The following is an 18,995-nucleotide window of genomic DNA, read 5'->3' as shown; positions in this document are numbered from 1 at the left end:
ACGGAGGTGCTCGCTCCCCAGATTAAAATCTTTGGGTATTGGTGGCAGGCGGCCCGCGCGCCGCTTCACCACGATTAGCCGGTGACGACAACGGGGCGTTCGGTGGAATAGATCACGTCCTGAGTGCTGCTCCCGACCAGTACCTTCGCGACGCCCGAGCGCTTTCGGCCGCCCATCACGATCTCGTCGGCGTCGATCTCGTCGGCGTGGTCGATGATCTCCCGCGAGACCGTCCCGACCGCCGCCGCGCGTTCGACGGCCACGCCTGCCCCTTCCAACTCGTCGGCGGCGGCGACCGCCGAATCGACTTCCTCGAAGTCGCGTGGCCCGTCCGAGTACTCCTCGCGCGGCGTCACGTACAGGACCGTCGCTCGCACCTCGTCTCCGGCACCGGGAAGCGATGCCACGTATTCTGCCTGGTGTTTCGCTCGCTCTTCGTCCTGATCGACCGGTACGAGTACTTCGTACATCGTCTCACGGTCCCTTAGCCTAATATTTAAATTTATTGTCGGTCAGAGATCGTAGCCACGACAATTACTGAACAAAATATAAACTTCCTTATGAGAAGTACGTCTGCTTTATATTCCCGAGCGGCTCTTCTTCGAGAAGCTTCGTTGCAGCCAAGATCACAAGCAGAGCGGTAACTGTTAGATACTTAACTCGAAGATCGGGGAATACTACGAGTACACCTCCGAGTGTCGTGTAGAGTCCGCGTGCGCCGTACGTAGTGTACTTCCCGAAACGGAAGGGAGCGTTTAGTCCGATCACTATCGCTAAGGATCCGACGAAGATAGGGAAGAGCGGTACTAGGAGTGAGGCTGAGAATTCGCCACTCACCAGAACTGGATAATAGACGAACGATATCGGAATGACGAAGATCGGGGCAGCTATTTTGATCGCTTCATAACAGGTCTTGAGGAAACTTGCTTGAGCAATACCGGCCGCAACTGCACAACACGTCGCAATTGGTGGGGTCAGTCCTGCCAGAATTGCCCCGTAGAAGACCAAGAAATGAGCAGCTAAGTCCGGGACGTTGAACTGTGAGATCAGCCCAGGTGCAATCAGCAGCGCAACGAGTGTATACGAAGCGATCGTTGGCATCCCAAGACCCAGCAGAATACAAATGAGGATCGAGAGTACTGTTGCAACGAAGAGGATCCCGCCCGAGAGCTGATACAGCTGTAGGGCGATGATATTCGGGACACCAGTTACGGTCAGGATATCAACAATCCCATTGATTGCAACCACGATAATTACGATCGGGGCCAGAATGATCGCTCCCTCACGTGCTCCCGCAATGCTCTTTTTTGTTTGAGAGACAACAGTATATATCGGTCTGTTCTTCTGCACTTGGTCTGTTATCGCGCTGAATCGTTTCGAGAGTAGACCAGCAATGGTGCCGGAGTATGACGCAGACGTATCCGGATTTTCTTCTACATCAACGATTTGGGGGTCTTTCCCCAGGGCAATCTCATAGACAACGCCCAAAACCGGTGCAAACGTTCCGATGATCAGCATAAGAACACTCGCATAGAGTGCAGAGGTCATAACGGTGTACTGACGAATTCCAAGGGCCCAGAGCAACACTGCAAATGGAAGTCCAAACCGGACAATCTCAATCAGCTTTTGTCGGGTCGAAAGTTTCCCTTGAACAAGTTCGTCGATAACGTGCGACTCAAGCTGTCTGATACCCGCGAAGTGTACCGACAGAATCACCGAGCTGAGTACGATAAGCGCAGGAACGAGCCCGGATCTGACGACGTCCCAATACGAGATGCCGGGGATCAGTGTGGGCATAATAAACGCCGCGGCGCCCATAATCGGAGGCAAAATCTGTCCCAACGTCGAAGCAACGGATTCGATGCCTCCGGCGGTCGTTCCTTTCATCCCGTTCTCCTGCATCATCGGGATGGTAAACGAACCGGTCATACCGGTGTTTGCTGTCTGGCTCCCCATAATCGAGCCAATAGCCACGCTCCCGAGAACGGCGGACTGAGCAACGCCAGAGCTGATGTAATTTCGTGATTTAGAAGCGGCTCTGAGCAACAGATCAAACAAGCCATACTCTTTCATCAGCCCGGCGTACAGCAGGAAGAGTGCGACCCACGCTGCCACTAGTCGTACGATCCCTCCGAGGAATCCCTCAATATCCAAGACCAAAATCAACATCATCCGGGTTGGGGAGATACCCGAATGAGCGAGAACCCCCGGGAAGTACTGACCGAAGATTCCGTAAAAGATGGCGAATAGGAGTACGAATAGGAAACCCCGCCCGAACGAGCGCCACGTGTAGTAGATGACTGCCAGGGTGAACGCGAAGGCGAGTACATATTCGTGGGTGAACGCGTACCCGACGCGGGTCGTGAGGAGGGCCTCGAAATTCAGAAACACGTACCCAAGCGGAATAACTGAAAAGACAGTAGCGATCGAAACGAGGGCGGCTTGTAGCCGATTCCCTCGATTGACGTCTTTGATGAATTCGTTAGCCGAGTAGATCAGCAGAATAAATATGAGGAAAATGATGGTGTAGGCATGTCTCGATATCTCCAGAGTGTAAGCGTAATAAATAACGACCGCCCAGAGCACGATGGCAGCGACGGTGATGAACGATGATATTCTCGGCTCGATCGAATTCCAGTTTATTTTGTTCGACATATAGCGGTATAATCGTTTTGTAGGTTCGCGTCGGTTTACTCGATTGGCGGTACTGACGACCTGAGGGCGGTCTTAACCCTCGTAGACGTTACCAACCGTCCAGTCGTCGTTCCAGATTTCCTGCTCTTTGTAGTACTCCGCGGCACCCTCGTGGACCGGGTGATTTCCGATGACCGCTTTAGTCAACTCTTCGGGACCATCCATCTCCGGGTAGTGCTTTGCTGCCTCCCGGATCGTGTCCTGATGTTCGTAGGCAGTTCGAGTCAGTTCACGAACCGCCGTGGCACTCACTTCGTCGCCGAAGAACATCTGCGCGTCGTTGACGATCGTGTCAACCTCGTTCGTGACTCCGGTTACGTCCTGCTCCCACCCGTAAGGCTCCATCACGATGTGGCGTGCCCCCGGGTGGTCTTTGATAGCCTGCGCGTAGCTGTCCGTGGTTTCGACGGCATAGAGGTCGTTACGAACATCCATCTCCTGTACCCAGCCACCCAACTGTATCATATTTGCAGCAGTGATGGCGGTGACATCGACTCTCCCCTCTTCTAATGCCCCCGGCATATCGCCGATATCGAGGTTTACGTACTCGGCTCTATCGGCGATACCCGCATCTTCGAGTATCGTCTCGGTAAGTTCGCGTGCGCCCCATCCCGGCTGAAGGGGATACACCGAGTGCCCATCAATGTCCGCGAGTGATTCGACTCCAGAGCCCTCCCTCGCCAGGAAGTAGATGTGAGAGCTCTGGAACCAGTGGCCCTGTGCGGGAACGATGTCGACGGCTTTATCTGCGAACGGACCGGTTCCGTCCCTCGCCTGAACGATCGTGTTGTTGTTCAGAGCTACTGCGTTGATTTCACCACTATCGAATAAATACGCCTGGTTGACGTACCCACCGCCTTCGGTGATCGTCAAATCCAGCGTGTCGCTGTGTTCTTCAACCGCTCTGAGTATTCCGAGACCACTATCGTAAGCGTTCGTCCCCTGAGTACCCGACGCTAGTTCGACGCTGGCGACCTCAGACTCGGTTTCCTCACTGCCGCTACTGTCGTCACTGCTGCTACCGTCACTGTCGCCACCATCACTGCCACCTCCTCCTCCAGCGCAACCAGCTATCCCAATAGCACCAGCGACCGCCGTGCTCGCCAAGAAGTCCCGGCGGCCAAATTTCTTATTTCTGACATTTTCCGACTCTGACGGCTGTTCGCTTTCCTTCATAGTGGCTTCCTCACTGGGAGATAATAGCAATGCCTTATATATTTATTGATCTCACGATCTTTCCTTACGAATACGGGGGGCGAATCCGCGTGACGGTAAGACCGTTTTTCAGACGCGTCCCTTTTGTGTAATTTGTGATAACAATCGGATTCGACGGTTCCGAGCGCTGTGATTTAAGCGTCAAGATGGCGGTGAAACCCGATTCAGAAAGAAGATTCGAGAATCTCGATCACATCGTCCTCAGAATACTCTCGAACGTTCGTCGAACCGGTTTCCATCACCATCCCTGCGATTTTTGGTAGAGCCTCCATCTCAACCCCGAGTTCGTTTAGTCCGTCCGGAATCCCGAGGTCGGCAACTAATCGATCAACTTCATCCAGGAACCTCGCCGCTGCCTGTCTGGATGTTAAATCAGCCACGGGGAGACCGATCACTTTAGCCATACGGGCGTATTTTTCGGGCGCTGCTATCTGGTTAAATTTGAGGACGTGAGGGAGAAGAACAGCATTTGTGATTCCGTGTGGAGTATCGTACATCGCACTGACCTGGTGGGAGATGCCGTGAACGAGTCCTAATCCGGAGACGTTGAAGGCGACACCACCCAGCGTTGTCGCTATTTGCATATCCCCAAGAGCTTCCAGATTCGTCCCGGAGACAGCCGGACGAATGTTCTTGGAGATGATCCTGATAGCTTCAAGTGCAAGCGCTTCCGTGAACGGGTTTGCATCAAGTGCGATGTATGATTCGACTGCCTGTGTAAACGAGTCCATACCCGTCGAGGCGATGATATCCGGTGGGAGCGTCTCCAACAGACAGGGATCAAGTACAGCCCGGGTGGGAGCAAACGATTGGGCACCGACGACGATCTTTTCGCCCGCGTCAACATCTGTAACCAAAGCACCTGTGGTGACTTCGCTCCCGGTTCCTACGGTGGTTGGGACCGCAAATAACGGCAGGGGATCGGAACTGAGTGTCGGGTAGGAACCGCTCTTCCTCTGGTAGTCGGTTATACTTCCAGCATTGGTTGCGACTATTGCGATACCTTTCGCAGTGTCAATGGTACTTCCTCCCCCAACCGCGACGATCCCATCCCATCCTTCCTCCACAGCACGTTCAGCGCCAGCATCTACATCTTGAGCCTTCGGGTTGGGTTCGACGTTGGTGTAGATACTGTACTCAATACTGCTCTCCTCAAGTGCCTGGCAGACTGGGGCAATGACAGACATCTCTTCGAGAGCCGGATCCGTAATGATAACTGGATGGCTACATCCCTCTTGAGATACAAGACTGCCGAGTTCTGCGGCCCTGTTCTGTCCAAAGCTGACGGGGACGTCGCTGACGAACTCAAAATGTTCGTTTTTCATTGCGATACGAGAAGCCCTGTTGTGGAACGATAATAGTTTATCGGTGTGAAAACCGATCGTCCCCAGTTGATATACTGTCGGAAGGAAGTCCTGAGACTCCAGTTCTTTCCCCCGGCAATCGATTACCGAAACACGACAGTTAGTACCGCTGGAGCTTCACCGAGGTCCGGTATCCGGCCGCATCCCTCACCAAAAAATATAAGAGACAAAAGGTATGAAAAAGGTTGGTAGACATAGCATGTCAAGTTCGTCAGAAACGGGAGTCATCGGAGAATTCATCGACGAGATCGACCCGATCCCCTTCGTGGTCGGGGCGTTGGTAACGTTGGCCTTCGTCCTCGTGGCCGGGTTCAGAACAGACTGGATGAGTACACAGTTGGGCACCGCCTTCAACGTGTTCGGGCAGGGCCTCGCCTGGATGTACCTCGGTTCGATGAGTGCCCTCCTGATCGTCGGGATCTACCTGATGATGAGCAAGTACGGACGTATCAAACTGGGCGAGGGGCAACCCGAGTACAGTTACTTCTCGTACGTGGCGATGTTCTTCTCGGCCGGCCTCTCGGCGGGGATCGTGTTCTTCGGACCTGTCGAAGCACTCACCCACTACAGCAGCGTGCCGCCGCTCTTTTCCAGTGGGATCGAAGCCAACACCCAAGCTGCGATGGTGCCGGCGCTGGCGTACAGCATCTTCCACTACGGCGTCCACGCGTGGGGTGGCTACCTCGCAATCGGCATTCCCGTCGGATACTACGTGTACAACTACGGGATGCCGATGCGGACCTCGACCGCGCTCGCGCCGCTCATCGGCGAGGACAACCTCGACGGTATCGTCGGCAAGACCGTCGACACGCTGGCGGTCGTCGCGACGCTGGGTGGTATCGCGACCGGACTCGGGTTCATCGCCCAGCAGTTGCTCGCCGGGGTCACGTATCGGACTGGGATCCAGTTCGGCAACGTCGAGACGATCATCGCAGTCGTCGGCATCACGGTGATCTTCACCATCTCGCTCGTCGCCGGCGTGGACCGGGGTATCAGGCGGCTGTCGGACTTCAACATCGCGATGATGGTGGTTCTCCTGATCGTCGCCCTCGTGCTCGGACCGACGCTTAACGTCCTGAACACCGGCGTGGCAGCGCTCGGAACGTACGTGCAGAACATCGGCCAGATGAGCCTCTTCACCGGGAGTGGCACCGAGGGCGGTGCCACGTGGACCTCCTTCTGGACGGTCTTCTACTGGTCGTGGTGGATCGCGTGGGCGCCGTTCGTGGGCCTGTTCCTGGCACGGATCTCGAAGGGCCGCACCATCCGGGAGGTGCTCTTCACGGCGCTCATCACGATGACGAGCGTTTCGTTCATCTGGTTCACCGTCGTCGGCGGCACGTCGATGTGGCTGCAGAACGCCGGCGCCGTCGACATCCTCGGGGCGGTCGGCGAGTACGGCGACGGCGTCGCCGGCTACGTGCTCTTCGAGTCGTTCGCGCTCGGAGATCTGTGGGGAACCATCTTCCTGATCCTGGTTATCACCTTCTTTGCAACCTCCGCTGACTCGTCGACGCTTGCGGTCGCGTTCCTGACTACGGGCGGGAAGGAGGAGCCATCGAGCCTCAACCGCGTGTTCTGGGGCGTCTTGCAGGGGGTTATTGCCTCAATCCTCATCGTCCTCGGTGGCGCCAGCGCGCTGCGGACGTCGGTCATCGTCACCGGGGCTCCGTTCGCCATCGTGTGTCTGCTCGCATTCGGACTGTTCCTCGTGCGGTTGGGCCAGGATCACGACGCGATGGTGTTCGAATCCGGCTTCTCCTGGTTCAGTAAACCGGATCGGAGCGTGACACCGGACGAGAGCACCGTGCCGACTGACGACGACTGACGGCCACTCCGCTTCTGGTTCTCGATTTCTCGAAGGACTCACAACCGAACCATTAATACCGTTCGCTGTTTCGTGCCGAATATGTCCGATCGAGCGCCCGTTTTCGACTATGCAGCCTCCGCTCCGTGGGAGCAGGTCATCAGAGCGTACGGCGGCCGCGAGGAACTCGACGAGGAGATCAGACGGCTGGTCGCCGATGGCGTCTCTAAAGACGAGTGCTGGGAGCGGATCTGGGACCACGAGGCCCGCCGGTTCGAGACGGACGCGGAGTTCCGGAAGGCCGTCCAGCGTGTCTACCAAACTGCGGGAGTCGACGTCATCAGCGTCACCCCGTGGGTCCACGAGCGGGGCGTCCCCGAACACGTGGGTCAGCGGCGTGACCTGTCGCGCTGGCAGTCACGGTTCACTGCTGCAGATTGGCTCCGGAAGATCACTTCTCCCCGAGACGTCCGGCAGGTGGCAGAAACGGACGAGGTGGGAATCATCCTGAACACCCAGAACGTCGGCGGCGCCATCGACGGCTCTCTGGAGACGATCGACATCCTGTACAACGAGGGCGTCAGGATCTTCCAGCTCACGTACAACTACCAGAACCTGCTTGGGACCGGGTGTAACGATCCCTCCGAAGGTGGGCTGTCCTCCTTCGGCCGGGAGGCGGTGGATCGAATCAACGAACTGGGCGGCATCGTGGACCTGTCTCACTGTGGCAAGCAGACAACGCTCGATGCGATCGAATACTCGGACGATCCCGTGGCTGTCACCCACGCCGGCTGTCAGGCAGTTGCGGACCACTACCGCGGGAAGTCCGACGAGGAGATCGAGGCACTCGCCGACGCGGACGGATATATGGGGATCGTCGGTCTCCCGTGGTTCATCGCCCCGGGCGACGAAAACCCGACACTGGACGTCCTCGCGGACCACCTGGAACACGCGAGTTCGATCCTCGGCCCCGACAACGTCGGGATCGGAACCGACTTTTTCCCCGCGGACTCGCAGTTCCCCGAGGAGCTGTTGAGTTACTACAAGGAGTTCATCATCGGTCTCGGGTTCGACCGCGAAAAGGTCGAAAGCCGAACCATCGCGCGCGGTATCGGCGAGTTCGAGACCTACGAGGACTGGCCGGTTATCCCCCAGAAGCTCGGCGAGCGGTTCTCGGCAGCCGAAGTCGAGGGAATCCTGGGCGAGAACTTCCTGAACTACTGGGAGCGTGCGGTCTAACGCGGGACGGCCTGACGGGGGAGTCTGTTGCAACTGGCCGCTGATGTAGCCCGATCAGTTCTCTCGTGTTGAAAAGCAGATCCACAGCCAGCAGTTCCGTTATGCAGATACCGAATCCTTCCGACCGCTTTCGGGGGTACGTGCGTGAACCAGTTACAAACATATTAGTCGCCACAGGCCTTGTAGGGTAGTATGGGCCTTGACGAGTCACCCAAACGATCCGTGAAAACGGCGGATACGATATTCGGGATTGTCGAATTCCTCCTCGAGAACGGTGGGTCGGGGGTGAAAGAGATCGCAGAGAGCCAAGAGATGGCTCAAAGCACCGTCCACAGTCATCTGGCGACCCTTCTCGATCACGAGTACGTGGTGAAAGACGGAACGACCTACCGGCTGAGCCTGAAGTTTCTCGATCACGGAATCCGTGTGCGGGGTGAACTGCCGCTGACGCGGGCCGCGAAACCGGTTATCGAACAGCTCTCCGACGACACCGGGGAGGTTGCATGGGTAGTGGTCGAGGAACACGGCCGGGCGGTGTACCTGATGAAAAGCAGCGGCGAAAACGCCGTGCGTACCCGTGGGCGGGTCGGGCGGCGAACGACGATGCACGACATCGCGGCCGGAAAGGCAATTCTCGCTCATCTGCCGGAGTCACGAGTAGGCGACATCATCGACGCCTTCGGCCTCCCAGAGCGGACCGACAACACGATTACCGAACGGGAAACGCTGGACGAGGAACTCGAATCGATCCGGGACCAGGGGTATGCGACCAACGACGGCGAAACGACTGAGAAAGTTCGCGCGGTGGCCAGCCCGATCATCTGGGACAACGAGGTCCGCGGAGCGGTCGGTATCGCTGGTCCGAAACATCGGTTGAGCGGTGAGCGGTTCACCGAATCGATTCCGACAAAAATCCTGGAGGCCGTCGATACGATCGAACTGAAGCTTGAGTATCAGTGACAAACCAAATTCGGTATTTGCATAATGGTTGGTTCAGTAGCAACTTCCGTTCCTTTCGGGGTGTGGATCCCTCGGAGGATGATCAAATAAACAGATGTACGCTTGTTATTTTTGAAGTCGGCCTTCCCCTGCGGGCCTCTACCTGACGTGTCTGTCGAGCAAGTTTGGGTGGCTCTCCCGAGCGATTGAGCAAGTTTGGGTGGCTCCCCCGAGCGATTCTCACGCCGATTACGAGCGTGAACCGGCTTACGAAATATTATAAATTTTCGTATATTAAGTGCTTACTATAATATGCTTTGTATATCAATGCGACTGTGGAAATAATTTTTTCAGGTCAGAAATTCTTATTTATAAGATATTTATGTATATTATAATCATTCGACGAGTTTATTGTTGGTATTATTCTTATTCTACGACTTACAAAGCTATTACTTCATTTTTATTTTTATATATGAATTCATAGAATTTCTGGACAGTAGCCGTAACTACTCCCCCACCATTCGCTCACTGAAAAGAAAGCTTCCGGGGACGATTACATCGATCCGACGCTCCGCCGGCCGCTGATCGACGTGGGTTCGAGAACGTACCAGTCGAAATCGAGATTTGCGAGATCACGAGTGAAGATATCGACAGAGGCCATCTCGCTTTCGGCGAACGCCGAGAGTCCGTCTCGATCACGGATTTCCTCGTTCGAGAGGCGTGATACCGACCCATCGACGATGACGCTCCGCCATTTGTCCGGCCGTTCGTACCGGGAGACGACCAGCGAAACCGCCATCGACTCTTCCAGTCGTGATTGCTTCTCGCTCCCGTCGAAGGCGGCCATATGCATAAACAGGACCCGCTTGTCGGCGTCGTATCCGTACGAGATCGGGACCGCATACGGTGGCTCGCCGCTGAACGCGAGGGTCCCGTAGCCCTCACGTTCGAGAAATGCGTCGATCTCCTCCGCCGACATACGCGCGCTCGAAAGGCTCCCGCTCGACGACTTTCGGTCCGTTGATTCGCTAGGCGCGCCCTCCTTTGTCCCGGGTGTTCCGGCTGACCGCTCTCGTTTGGCATCTGACTTTGACGCCGATCCCGTCTCCAACGTCGATGCGTCCTGATCGACGACGCTCTCGAACAGCGACCGGAACAACTGGAGCGCCTGTTCGTCGGCGACGTCCGGCTGGAGGTGGGCGTGGACGTCGGCGCCAGCCCCCTGAAGCGTCGCAAGCACGGTGTTGAGAAATCGGTAGACGAGTTCGGTTTCGTGGTACGGAAGCAACGATTCGATATCCCGGAGACAGATTTTCACCTGGCCCTCCTCCTGTTCCCACTTTTCGATCAGTTGGGAGAACGCGATCGAGATCCCAGTGAGATCGTCCGGGCTCACTCTGAATCCGTACAGCGGCGTCTGATCGCCGACCTCTGTCACTTCGGCGTCTTCTTCCGCCTGGGGGGTGGTGATGATGACCGCCGCCTCGGACGGATCGTTGATCTGTTCGAGTCGTGCGTCCAGCGCGTCCCGAACGGATTCGAACGACTGCGTCGCTGTCACCTGAACCACTCTATACTCGCTTTCGTCGGTATCCGCGAAGACCTCCGTACACAACGCCTCCGAGAGGTCGATTTCGGACGATTCCAGATATAATGTCGGCCCGGAGCGCGCGGGCTGTCGCGGCTGACCATCTGTCATAGTTCGGGCTTTCGGGTGGTGTGTCTTATAATGATTACTCTCACTTTCTCTCGCCGAGCGCCGCCAACGGGGATGGCGCTCGGCGCGAAGAGACGAGAGTAATCATTATTGGGCGCTTCACAGCTACATCTAGAGCCACCGATCCGGGTAGATACTCACGAACGTCCCCGCTGGATTGGGACCTAAACACTGATCTACCAGCCGTCCCGGTCGAGCAGTCCCCGACGAGTGGTCCCCTCGACGTAACACTTACTTGATATTGAGTACTAGATATGTGTATGCGACTGTTGATCCCGTTCGACATCGTCCCGGTGGAAACCCAGGTGCCACAGAGCGCATTCGGCGTCGCGCCCGCAAGTGAGCGGGCCGTACGGTATGCGCTGGAGATTTTCGGCGATCACGACGATCTCGAAATCATCGCCGTCCAACTGACCGCCGACACGATCGATCTCGAGGAGAATATGGGTGTCGCCGAGATGCGGAAGATAGCCGATGAACTGGGCGCGAACGCGGAGATCTCGATGCACTCCGTACAGGACCTCGAATCGATGGCGGACCTGAGACAGGAGATTCTCGATATCGTCGCCCAAGAGGACATCGAGACGGTCGTGATGGGGTACGAGGAGGATTCGTTCGCCGATGCGATGTTCACCGGCAGTACCCCGGAACAGATTCTCGAAGAACGGAAGACACCTGTTGTGCTCGTTCCGTAGCCCGGAGCGACCCGCCTGGACGGCGGTGCAAAATCGGGTTTCGGGGAATATACTGTAGACGACCCCCGAAGGCGTCGAAACGGAACGGGACCCATCTTACCATAGTTCACTGAGTGAAAGCTTGCAAACCCTACAGTAGGCTGGTAGCTCGGAGAGCTCGGGGTCTTCGGAAGGGAAATGGCTCTCGGAAGCCACCACGAGCGGGCAGAAGAGTCCTCGACGGAGTGGCCTCCCCGACGAATGCAGCAATATTTCAAACAGCCAGCCCACTAGCTAAAACACCGGTATTGTTTTCCAGTGTCCAAATTCAGCTTCTGATCATAGCTGTTCGGCACATATTTATTCCTGTTTGGGAAACGAATCAAACCATTTATATCGGTGTTTCATATCAGGGACTATGACATCCGGAATCGAATCACTGTATGGCAAGCAGATGACGGAATCGGAGATCGATCAGTTCCTCGAAGAGCGCGGGTACGGCGTCCTTTCGATGGTGGCCGACGGCGTTCCGTACGGTATCCCGCTGTCGTTCGGGTACGACGGGAGCGAACGCTTGTACTTCGTGTTCGTCGGATATTCCGAGCAGTGGAAAAAGATGACTTTCGCCGATGAGTCTGAAACCGTGAGTCTCCTGGCCCTCGACGTGGAATCCGCATCGGGATGGCGGAGCGCGATCGTCACGGGTTCCTTCGACCGCATCACCGCCGAAGAGTGGGAACAGGCCCGTGAACTGATCGCAGAAAACGCCTTCAAGCCGGATCTGCTTGTCGACGTCGACCGACAGGACAACCCACAGGTGTGGGTCCTCGAGGCCGAGGAAAAATCCGGCCGGGCTGTCGGGATCGATTGATGATGGTTACTCTCACTGGTTCCCGCCGAGTGCCACCCCCGTCGATGGTGCTCGGCGCGAAGAGACGAGAGTAATCACTACGAGGCACCACGGTACCTGCGAGTCCCCAACCCGATATTCATCCGTCTCCGGGCTCTCTGGTGCGTCGATGTCGACGGTGTGTGCGCTCTGCCGACGGCGGATCCCGACCGAACGACTCGCGGACCCCCAGGCCGTCCAAGAGCATCATCTCCGCCCCGAGCGCCGTGCAGAGAGCGCGACCGTGCTGCTGTGTCGCCCCTGCCACAAACAGGTCCACGCGCTCTTCACCAACGAGGAACTGCGCGAAGGGTTCGATACGGCCGAGAAACTGCGGGATGCCGATCGACTGGCGGACTACCTCGCGTGGATCCGCGGGACTGAGCATCTCAATATCGACGTCGACACGAGCCAACACGTGCGGGGTCGGCGATAAGCCCCCACGATCGCGTCGTTCCGTCTCGGGTCGTGTTTCGTTACTCGATAGCCCTCCGGAAATGCTCTTAGGTGGATCTGGAAGGAGCCACGTTCCCGCTGAGTCCAGTCTTTTCCAAGCAGGACCAGTAGGCGGACGAGTGCGGGTAGCACGGAGGGAACCGATTCCTGTCCTTTTTATTTCACGGGTGACCTACCGGAAACCGTATGCAGCAACCGCCAGAGACCGAGCCACTCAACCCGCCGGAACGAACGCTGATGGGGCCGGGACCGAGCGAGGTCCACCCCCGCGTACTCCGGGTGATGTCTGCACCGCTCATCGGCCACCTGGACGCCGCGTTCATCGAGATTATGGACGAGGTCCAGGAGCTTCTCCGATACACGTTCCAGACCGACAACAAATGGACAATTCCGGTCAGCGGGACCGGCTCCGCGTCGATGGAGACGGCCTTCGCGAACGTAGTCGAACCCGGGGAAACCGTCCTCGTCCCGACGAACGGCTACTTCGGCGGGCGAATGGAGTCGATGGCCGAGCGGGCCGGCGGCGACGTCGTCACCGTCGACGCCCCGTGGGGTGAGCCGCTCCAACCCGACGACGTGGCCGCGGCCTTCGACGAGCACGACCCCGACGTGTTCGGGTTCGTCCACGCGGAGACGAGTACGGGTGTCCTGCAGCCGCACGTTTCCGAACTCACGAGCATCGCCCACGAGCACGATGCCTACGTCATCGCGGACACAGTCACCTCTCTCGGCGGCGTGGAACTCCGCGTCGACGAGTGGGACATCGATGTCGCCTACTCGGGCGGCCAGAAGTGTCTCTCCTGTCCGCCGGGTGCGAGTCCGCTGACGGTCAACGATCGGACGATGGAGAAGGTGCTCAACCGTGACACGGAAGTCCGCTCGTGGTATCTCGACCTCTCGCTTCTGGAAGGCTACTGGGGCGAGGAACGGGCGTACCACCACACCGCGCCGATCACGAACGTGTACGCGCTCCGGGAGTCCCTGCAGTTGGTCGCCGAAGAGGGGCTCGAAGCCCGCTGGGAACGGCACCGAGAGATGGCGACGAAGCTCAAAACCGGCCTGGAGGACCTCGGCTTCGAGCTGAACCCCGACGACGAGTTCTGGCTGCCGTCGCTGAACGCGGTCCGTGTCCCTGACGGCGTCGACGACACTGAACTCTTGGACTACCTCAAGCGCGAGTACGACATCGAAGTCGCCAGCGGCCTCGGTGCGCTGGAAGGCGAGATTCTGCGAATCGGCTGTATGGGTTACTCCGCTCGCCCGCAGAACATCGAGTTCCTCCTCGCCGCTATCGAGGACGGGCTCGAAGCGCAGGGCTTCGACCAGTAGCGACTCCGAAACGCCCGCTCGGTCGACCGCGCCGCGCTGTCGTGGACACCCGTGAGTTCTCGACGGACCCCCTGCTGTCGTGGTGCCAGTCCGCTGCGAACACGTAGTCGGTGGGGAGCGCAGCGTCGTTTAAAAAGAGACTATCTATCTAGCCTGGCCCGTCGCGGGGGTCGACAGTCGTAGTGAAACCACTTGTAGAGATAGAATCCGACCACCTGTGTATGCCCCACCTCCTCTCGAAGGAACCGATCACTGACCGACCCGATCCGGAGCCAGAAGTCGTCGGACTCGATAGCCGGGGTTCCGAGGACGTCTTCTCGGTGCTCGCCTCCGAGAGCGCCCGCTCGATCCTCGTCGAACTGTACCGGGACCCGGCGACGAAATCCGAACTCGCGGCCCGGGTCGGGACGTCGATTCAGAACGTCAGCCACCACCTGGAGAACCTCTCGGATGCCGGCCTCGTAACCGTTATCGACGAGTGGTACTCCGAGAAGGGACGGGAGATGGACGTGTACGCCCCCGAATCGAGCCCGTTCGTGCTGGTCGTCGGCGAACAGGACGCCGTTTCGGACGCCCGCCGGTCGATCGCTTCCAAGCCGACGCCGCAACTGGGCGACTGACATCGGGTTCGGAGCACGTGTCTGCCCGTGGTCGACCTCGATGATTCCGAAACCGTGGGGAGTTCACTCATCACCGAACAGCAACCCGAACGTCTCCCGTTCGGCGATCCGGAGGTGCTTGTTGAACGTCGGCTGGGTGATCCCGAGGCGTTCTGCGACCTCGCTGCCGTCGTGGTCCCGCGGCCACTCGAAGTATCCCGCCGAGAGGGCCGTCCGGAGCACCTCGAGCTGTCGATCGGTGAGTTCCGCGCGAACCTGGTCGCTCAGCTCCATCGGCGTCTGCTGCCGTTTTCTGTGTTGTCGTTTTGCGACCAGTTCCAGGGACGGCGCGATATCGCCCATCCGCTCGACGAACGAGCGGACGTCGGTCTGCGTCGGCACCTCGACTCTGATGACCGTCTCGCCCGCACCCGCTCTGGCTTCGCGCAGTCGACCCCCGTACGCCGCCAGTGGAGCCCCGAACCACTCGTCGGTCCGCATCTCCACCACCAACGGGCCGGTCTCGGTTACGACGTCGACCGACCCGGGCAGCGACCGTCGCGCGAGCTCCGGTGCGTCGTCCGGTATGCCGCCGGCGAAACTGAAATAGACGCTCACGGCGCCGTCTTCCCGAGCGGCAGTCCGTTCGAGTCGCACGGTACAGTCGGCAGCGGTAGCAACGCGAGCGAACGGGAGGGCGTCGCCCGGACCACGGAACTCCAGTTCGACGGTCTCGTCGGATTCGAGGGCTCGTCGCCGCTCGATCGCCGACAGTGCGTTCGCGATCGTCCTCCCCAGCTGGCCGAGCACGTCACGTTCGCGGTCCGCGAAGGCCTGCGGCGTGTCGGTGCCGATCGTCAGCACGCCGTGAACGATTCCCTCGTGCATCAACGGAACGGCACAGAGCGACTGGTAGCCCGCCGAAAGGGCGTTTTGCCGCCAGTTTCCGGACAGCCCCTCGTCCACCAGCGAGTTCACCACCCGGACCGCTTCGTTGCGCCAGGCCGCCACGGCGGGGTGGGGATCTGCCACTCCGTCGGTCGTCGTCAGATCCATCGCCGCGACGTACTGCTCCCCGGTGCCGACGACTGCCCTCGCGGTGAGCCGGTCGCTGCCGACCTCGACGCCCCCGATCCACGCGAGATCGTACGGTCCGGCGTCGACGAGCCGCTCACAGACCGCGGTTTCGACCTCAGTACGGCTCGAGGCATCGGTGATCGCCGCCTCGACCTGTTGCGTCAGGCGTGCGATCCGGTCCAGGCGCTCCGCCCGCTCGGTCTGTGTCCGGAGCTGTTCTTCCTGTGCTGCCAGCCGTTTTTGCCCACGGAGGTGATTGAGTGCAGCTTCGAGCGTCGCAGCGAGGATGTGTGCCCCCTGAACACTTTCGGAATCGAGCGACTGCTCGGCCGTCCCGACCAGCAGGACACCGTGGTTCCCGAGTGTGAGAACCCGCCAGGCGTCGAGATACTCGGGAATTCCGGACGTGCTCTCCGAGACGACACTCCTGGCGTCGGTCCCGGTCCTGGCGGAGGTCACCGGCTCCCCGGTCGCGAACGCGTCCCAGAGCGGCCCGTCGTCCGGTCCGACAGCATCGAGACCAGCCTCGGCGAGAAGCGGGCCGGCGAGCGACTCGGGGCGAAGCACGCCGTCCTCACCGTCGTAGAGGAACGCGCCGATCGCGGGCAACTCCAGTGTCTCACTACCCGCCGTGACTGCCGTTTCGGTGGCTTCTGCGGGGGAGTCAGCCGTCACGAGATCGTCGGTCGCCTCCTCGAACGACGCCACGCGTCGCTCCCGCTCTTTGCGATCGGTTACGTCGCGGTTCACGGCGATCCAGCGATCGACGTCGCCGCGGTCGTCGAACACGGGATATCCACGGACGCTGATCCACCGGACCTCGCCGTCCTCGTGTCGGACGCGATACTCCAGTTCGTACGTGTCCTGTGGCTCGCGGTCCGGATCGGTGAGGTCCGTGCGGATCCGTTCGTACTCCTCCCGGAACCACTCTCTGTCGTCGGGATGGACCCGCTCGATGAACGCCTGGGGGTTCTCGTAGATCCGCTCGGTCGGGATATCCCAGAGTTCCTCGAAGGACGGCGAGGCGTAGTAGACCTCCGTTTTGTCCGGCGAGGACATATAGATGGCCTCGTCGACGCGTCTGGCGATCACGCGGAGATTCCGCTCCGTTCGCTTCCGTTCTGTGACGTCGCGGCTGACGATCACGACCCGCGGCGGCCCGCGGTCCCACTCGAGCGGGTAGTACTCGGAGTGCACCCACCGAATCCCCCCGTCCGGGCGTCTGATCCGATACTCGACGGTGTATCTGTCCGACGCGGTATCGGATTTCACGTCGTCGACGATACGCTCGACGAACGCCCGGTAGTCACCCTTGTCGTCCGGATGGAGCGTATCGAAGAACCCGTTCTCGTACGTCTCACGGAGTTGATCGAGCGACTGGCCCCAGATCTCCTCGTACCCGGAGCTGAGGTACTCCGGGGGCTGTGAGTCCGCCGGCAGCTCCTCGACCGGGGTGAGATAGACCGCTTCGTCGATGCGGTCCAGGATCGCACGCAGGCGCTGCTCCGTGCGGCGATGTTCGGTGACGTCCCGGCCGAGCCCGAGATACCGCTCCTCGCCGCCGATTTCGGCCGTCGTCCCCTCGATTTCCAGCCAGCGATGCTCGCCGTCGGCGGTCTCGACCTTCCACTCGACGGGTTCCGTCTCCCCCGAGTCCATCACTCGTTCGACGACCGCCCGGGCCTCGGACATCGTGTACCCCTCGTCGGTGACGCTGACCCCGTCGACGTTTCGATCGAGTATCTCCTCGCGACTGTAACCCAAAAGATCGCACATCGCCCGGTTGGCATCGACGATCTCGCCGGTCTCCGGGTCGTTCACCGTGATCGGGCTGTTGACGCCGTCGAAGATCTGCGCGTACTCGCGTTCCCGCCGTTTCCGTTCGGTGATGTCGCGGACGCTCCCGAGGATCCGCTCTTCGCCCCGAATCTCGACGACGCTCAGGTGAACTTCGACCGGGAACGTCTCCCCGTCGGCCCGCTGGTTGCGCCACTCGAAGAGCTGTGGGCCCTCCTCGCGTGCCATCTCGATCTGCTCCTGTGTCCGCTCGTAGGCGAATTCGGGCGCGGTGACGACGTCGATCGTCTCCCCGATCAGATCCTCGCGGTCGTACCCGTTCATCTCGCAGAAGCGGCTGTTGACGTCGCGGATCTCGCCGGTTTCGGGATGGTGGACCACGAGCCCGTCCGAGACGTTCTCGAAGAGGTTGCGGTAGGTCACTTCGAGTTCGCGGCGTTCGGTCACGTCACGGGAGACGACGAACACCCGATCCGCCCCGGCAGCAGTGGCCGGCGTGATCGTCGCCTCCAGCAGTCGGTCGCCGCCGTCGGCCGTCTCGATCCCCCACTCGACGGTTTCGGGTTCGCCGGTCGTGGCGACCCGCCGCTGGAGTTCGTAGGCGCTCTCCCTCGTGTATCCGTCAGCCTCGACACTCAGCCAGGAAACGCCGCGGTCCAGTAGCGTCTCCCGGTCGTAGCCCGTCAGTTCGACCATCCGCTCGTTGACGTCGAGCAGGTTCTCGGCCCACGGGTCGTGCAGACAGACGCCGTCGTTGATGGTGTCGAAAAGCGTCCGTATCCCGCGCGGATCGCCCGCCGAGGTGACTGCCGTGGCGATCCGTTCCCCGACGAGATCGGGATCGGTGTCGATCAGCTCCCGGGGCATCGCCTCGTCGGCCCCGACGGCGAGCGCCTCGGTCACGCGGTCCGTGGTCCAGGTGTCGGCCAGGACCACGACAGCGACGGATTCCGACTCGTCGCCCCATCGACTGGCTGCGTCGACGACGTCGATCGTCGAGCACCCACCGTCGGCGACCACGCAGTCTACCCGTTCGGTGTCGATACCACCGGCTGTCGGCTCGACCGCGTCGATCGCGAAGTCGATGCTGGCGTCGTCCTCCCATCCGGTCAGCGCCTCGACGACCCGATTTCCTCCCACCACTGCGATCTGCAGTGGACGAGCCCCCACGGGAAACATACACATAGTCCCTGGTTCGA

The 18,995-nt window shown here is 59.5% G+C and carries 14 protein-coding genes; 8 read left to right on the top strand and 6 right to left on the bottom strand.

What is annotated here, in order from left to right; all coding sequences use genetic code 11:
- Nucleotides 1-74 precede the first annotated feature (74 nt).
- From RJT48_RS09580 to RJT48_RS09565, 4 genes are all read right to left on the bottom strand, one after another.
- Nucleotides 75-470, bottom strand: coding sequence for a universal stress protein (locus RJT48_RS09580; RefSeq protein ID WP_311172059.1), 396 nt, complete (start codon nt 468-470; stop codon nt 75-77).
- Between the two features lie 88 nt (nt 471-558).
- Entirely contained in the window at nt 559-2,655 is a 2,097-nt protein-coding gene (locus RJT48_RS09575) for a TRAP transporter permease (RefSeq protein ID WP_311172058.1), read from the bottom strand.
- 72 nt (nt 2,656-2,727) lie between these two features.
- Nucleotides 2,728-3,870 (bottom strand): TAXI family TRAP transporter solute-binding subunit, encoded by a 1,143-nt coding sequence (locus RJT48_RS09570; protein ID WP_311172057.1) that lies wholly within the window; start codon nt 3,868-3,870, stop codon nt 2,728-2,730.
- Nucleotides 3,871-4,073: 203 nt separating this feature from the next.
- Entirely contained in the window at nt 4,074-5,234 is a 1,161-nt protein-coding gene (locus RJT48_RS09565) for an iron-containing alcohol dehydrogenase (protein ID WP_311172056.1), read from the bottom strand.
- A gap of 238 nt (nt 5,235-5,472) precedes the next feature.
- Between RJT48_RS09565 and RJT48_RS09560 the strand changes: the two genes are divergently transcribed.
- The 3 genes from RJT48_RS09560 to RJT48_RS09550 all read left to right on the top strand — a co-directional run bounded on the left by RJT48_RS09560 (nt 5,473) and on the right by RJT48_RS09550 (nt 9,279).
- Nucleotides 5,473-7,101, top strand: coding sequence for a BCCT family transporter (locus RJT48_RS09560; RefSeq protein WP_311172055.1), 1,629 nt, complete (start codon nt 5,473-5,475; stop codon nt 7,099-7,101).
- Between the two features lie 81 nt (nt 7,102-7,182).
- Complete coding sequence (locus RJT48_RS09555) at nt 7,183-8,319, top strand: dipeptidase (RefSeq protein WP_311172054.1); 1,137 nt, start codon at nt 7,183-7,185, stop codon at nt 8,317-8,319.
- Nucleotides 8,320-8,511: 192 nt separating this feature from the next.
- Entirely contained in the window at nt 8,512-9,279 is a 768-nt protein-coding gene (locus tag RJT48_RS09550; RefSeq protein WP_311172053.1) for an IclR family transcriptional regulator, read from the top strand.
- Nucleotides 9,280-9,811: 532 nt separating this feature from the next.
- Here the strand turns inward: RJT48_RS09550 and RJT48_RS09545 are convergent.
- Nucleotides 9,812-10,957: a pyridoxamine 5'-phosphate oxidase family protein gene (locus RJT48_RS09545; protein WP_311172052.1), complete on the bottom strand. Its 1,146-nt coding sequence runs from the start codon at nt 10,955-10,957 to the stop codon at nt 9,812-9,814.
- Between the two features lie 278 nt (nt 10,958-11,235).
- Between RJT48_RS09545 and RJT48_RS09540 the strand changes: the two genes are divergently transcribed.
- The 5 genes from RJT48_RS09540 (at nt 11,236) to RJT48_RS09520 (ending at nt 14,943) form a co-directional block, all read left to right on the top strand.
- Nucleotides 11,236-11,670 (top strand): universal stress protein, encoded by a 435-nt coding sequence (locus RJT48_RS09540; RefSeq protein ID WP_311172051.1) that lies wholly within the window; start codon nt 11,236-11,238, stop codon nt 11,668-11,670.
- Nucleotides 11,671-12,067: 397 nt separating this feature from the next.
- The gene (locus RJT48_RS09535; protein ID WP_311172050.1) at nt 12,068-12,520 is read left to right on the top strand and encodes a pyridoxamine 5'-phosphate oxidase family protein; all 453 of its coding nucleotides are present in this window, start codon (nt 12,068-12,070) and stop codon (nt 12,518-12,520) included.
- A gap of 148 nt (nt 12,521-12,668) precedes the next feature.
- Entirely contained in the window at nt 12,669-12,974 is a 306-nt protein-coding gene (locus RJT48_RS09530; protein WP_311172049.1) for a hypothetical protein, read from the top strand.
- A gap of 206 nt (nt 12,975-13,180) precedes the next feature.
- On the top strand, nt 13,181-14,323 hold the full coding sequence (locus RJT48_RS09525) for a pyridoxal-phosphate-dependent aminotransferase family protein (RefSeq protein ID WP_311172048.1): 1,143 nt from the start codon (nt 13,181-13,183) through the stop codon (nt 14,321-14,323).
- 221 nt (nt 14,324-14,544) lie between these two features.
- On the top strand, nt 14,545-14,943 hold the full coding sequence (locus RJT48_RS09520; RefSeq protein WP_311172047.1) for an ArsR/SmtB family transcription factor: 399 nt from the start codon (nt 14,545-14,547) through the stop codon (nt 14,941-14,943).
- 63 nt (nt 14,944-15,006) lie between these two features.
- On the opposite strand, the gene RJT48_RS09515 is transcribed toward RJT48_RS09520, so the two are convergent.
- Nucleotides 15,007-18,975, bottom strand: coding sequence for a PAS domain S-box protein (locus RJT48_RS09515; RefSeq protein ID WP_311172046.1), 3,969 nt, complete (start codon nt 18,973-18,975; stop codon nt 15,007-15,009).
- Between the last annotated feature and the right edge of the window lie 20 nt (nt 18,976-18,995).

Source organism: Halobellus ordinarius (assembly GCF_031823395.1).
Lineage (GTDB): Archaea > Halobacteriota > Halobacteria > Halobacteriales > Haloferacaceae > Haloquadratum > Haloquadratum ordinarius.
The sequence above is the reverse complement of the archived record's forward strand: the minus strand, read 5'-3'. Positions and strand labels throughout refer to the sequence as shown.

Coding starts and splice junctions, on each gene's coding strand:
- RJT48_RS09580 (WP_311172059.1), bottom strand. CDS start 470: ATGTACGAAGTACTCGTACCGGTCGATCAGGACGAAGAGCGAGCGAAA.
- RJT48_RS09575 (WP_311172058.1), bottom strand. CDS start 2,655: ATGTCGAACAAAATAAACTGGAATTCGATCGAGCCGAGAATATCATCG.
- RJT48_RS09570 (WP_311172057.1), bottom strand. CDS start 3,870: ATGAAGGAAAGCGAACAGCCGTCAGAGTCGGAAAATGTCAGAAATAAG.
- RJT48_RS09565 (WP_311172056.1), bottom strand. CDS start 5,234: ATGAAAAACGAACATTTTGAGTTCGTCAGCGACGTCCCCGTCAGCTTT.
- RJT48_RS09560 (WP_311172055.1), top strand. CDS start 5,473: ATGTCAAGTTCGTCAGAAACGGGAGTCATCGGAGAATTCATCGACGAG.
- RJT48_RS09555 (WP_311172054.1), top strand. CDS start 7,183: ATGTCCGATCGAGCGCCCGTTTTCGACTATGCAGCCTCCGCTCCGTGG.
- RJT48_RS09550 (WP_311172053.1), top strand. CDS start 8,512: ATGGGCCTTGACGAGTCACCCAAACGATCCGTGAAAACGGCGGATACG.
- RJT48_RS09545 (WP_311172052.1), bottom strand. CDS start 10,957: ATGACAGATGGTCAGCCGCGACAGCCCGCGCGCTCCGGGCCGACATTA.
- RJT48_RS09540 (WP_311172051.1), top strand. CDS start 11,236: ATGCGACTGTTGATCCCGTTCGACATCGTCCCGGTGGAAACCCAGGTG.
- RJT48_RS09535 (WP_311172050.1), top strand. CDS start 12,068: ATGACATCCGGAATCGAATCACTGTATGGCAAGCAGATGACGGAATCG.
- RJT48_RS09530 (WP_311172049.1), top strand. CDS start 12,669: ATGTCGACGGTGTGTGCGCTCTGCCGACGGCGGATCCCGACCGAACGA.
- RJT48_RS09525 (WP_311172048.1), top strand. CDS start 13,181: ATGCAGCAACCGCCAGAGACCGAGCCACTCAACCCGCCGGAACGAACG.
- RJT48_RS09520 (WP_311172047.1), top strand. CDS start 14,545: ATGCCCCACCTCCTCTCGAAGGAACCGATCACTGACCGACCCGATCCG.
- RJT48_RS09515 (WP_311172046.1), bottom strand. CDS start 18,975: ATGTTTCCCGTGGGGGCTCGTCCACTGCAGATCGCAGTGGTGGGAGGA.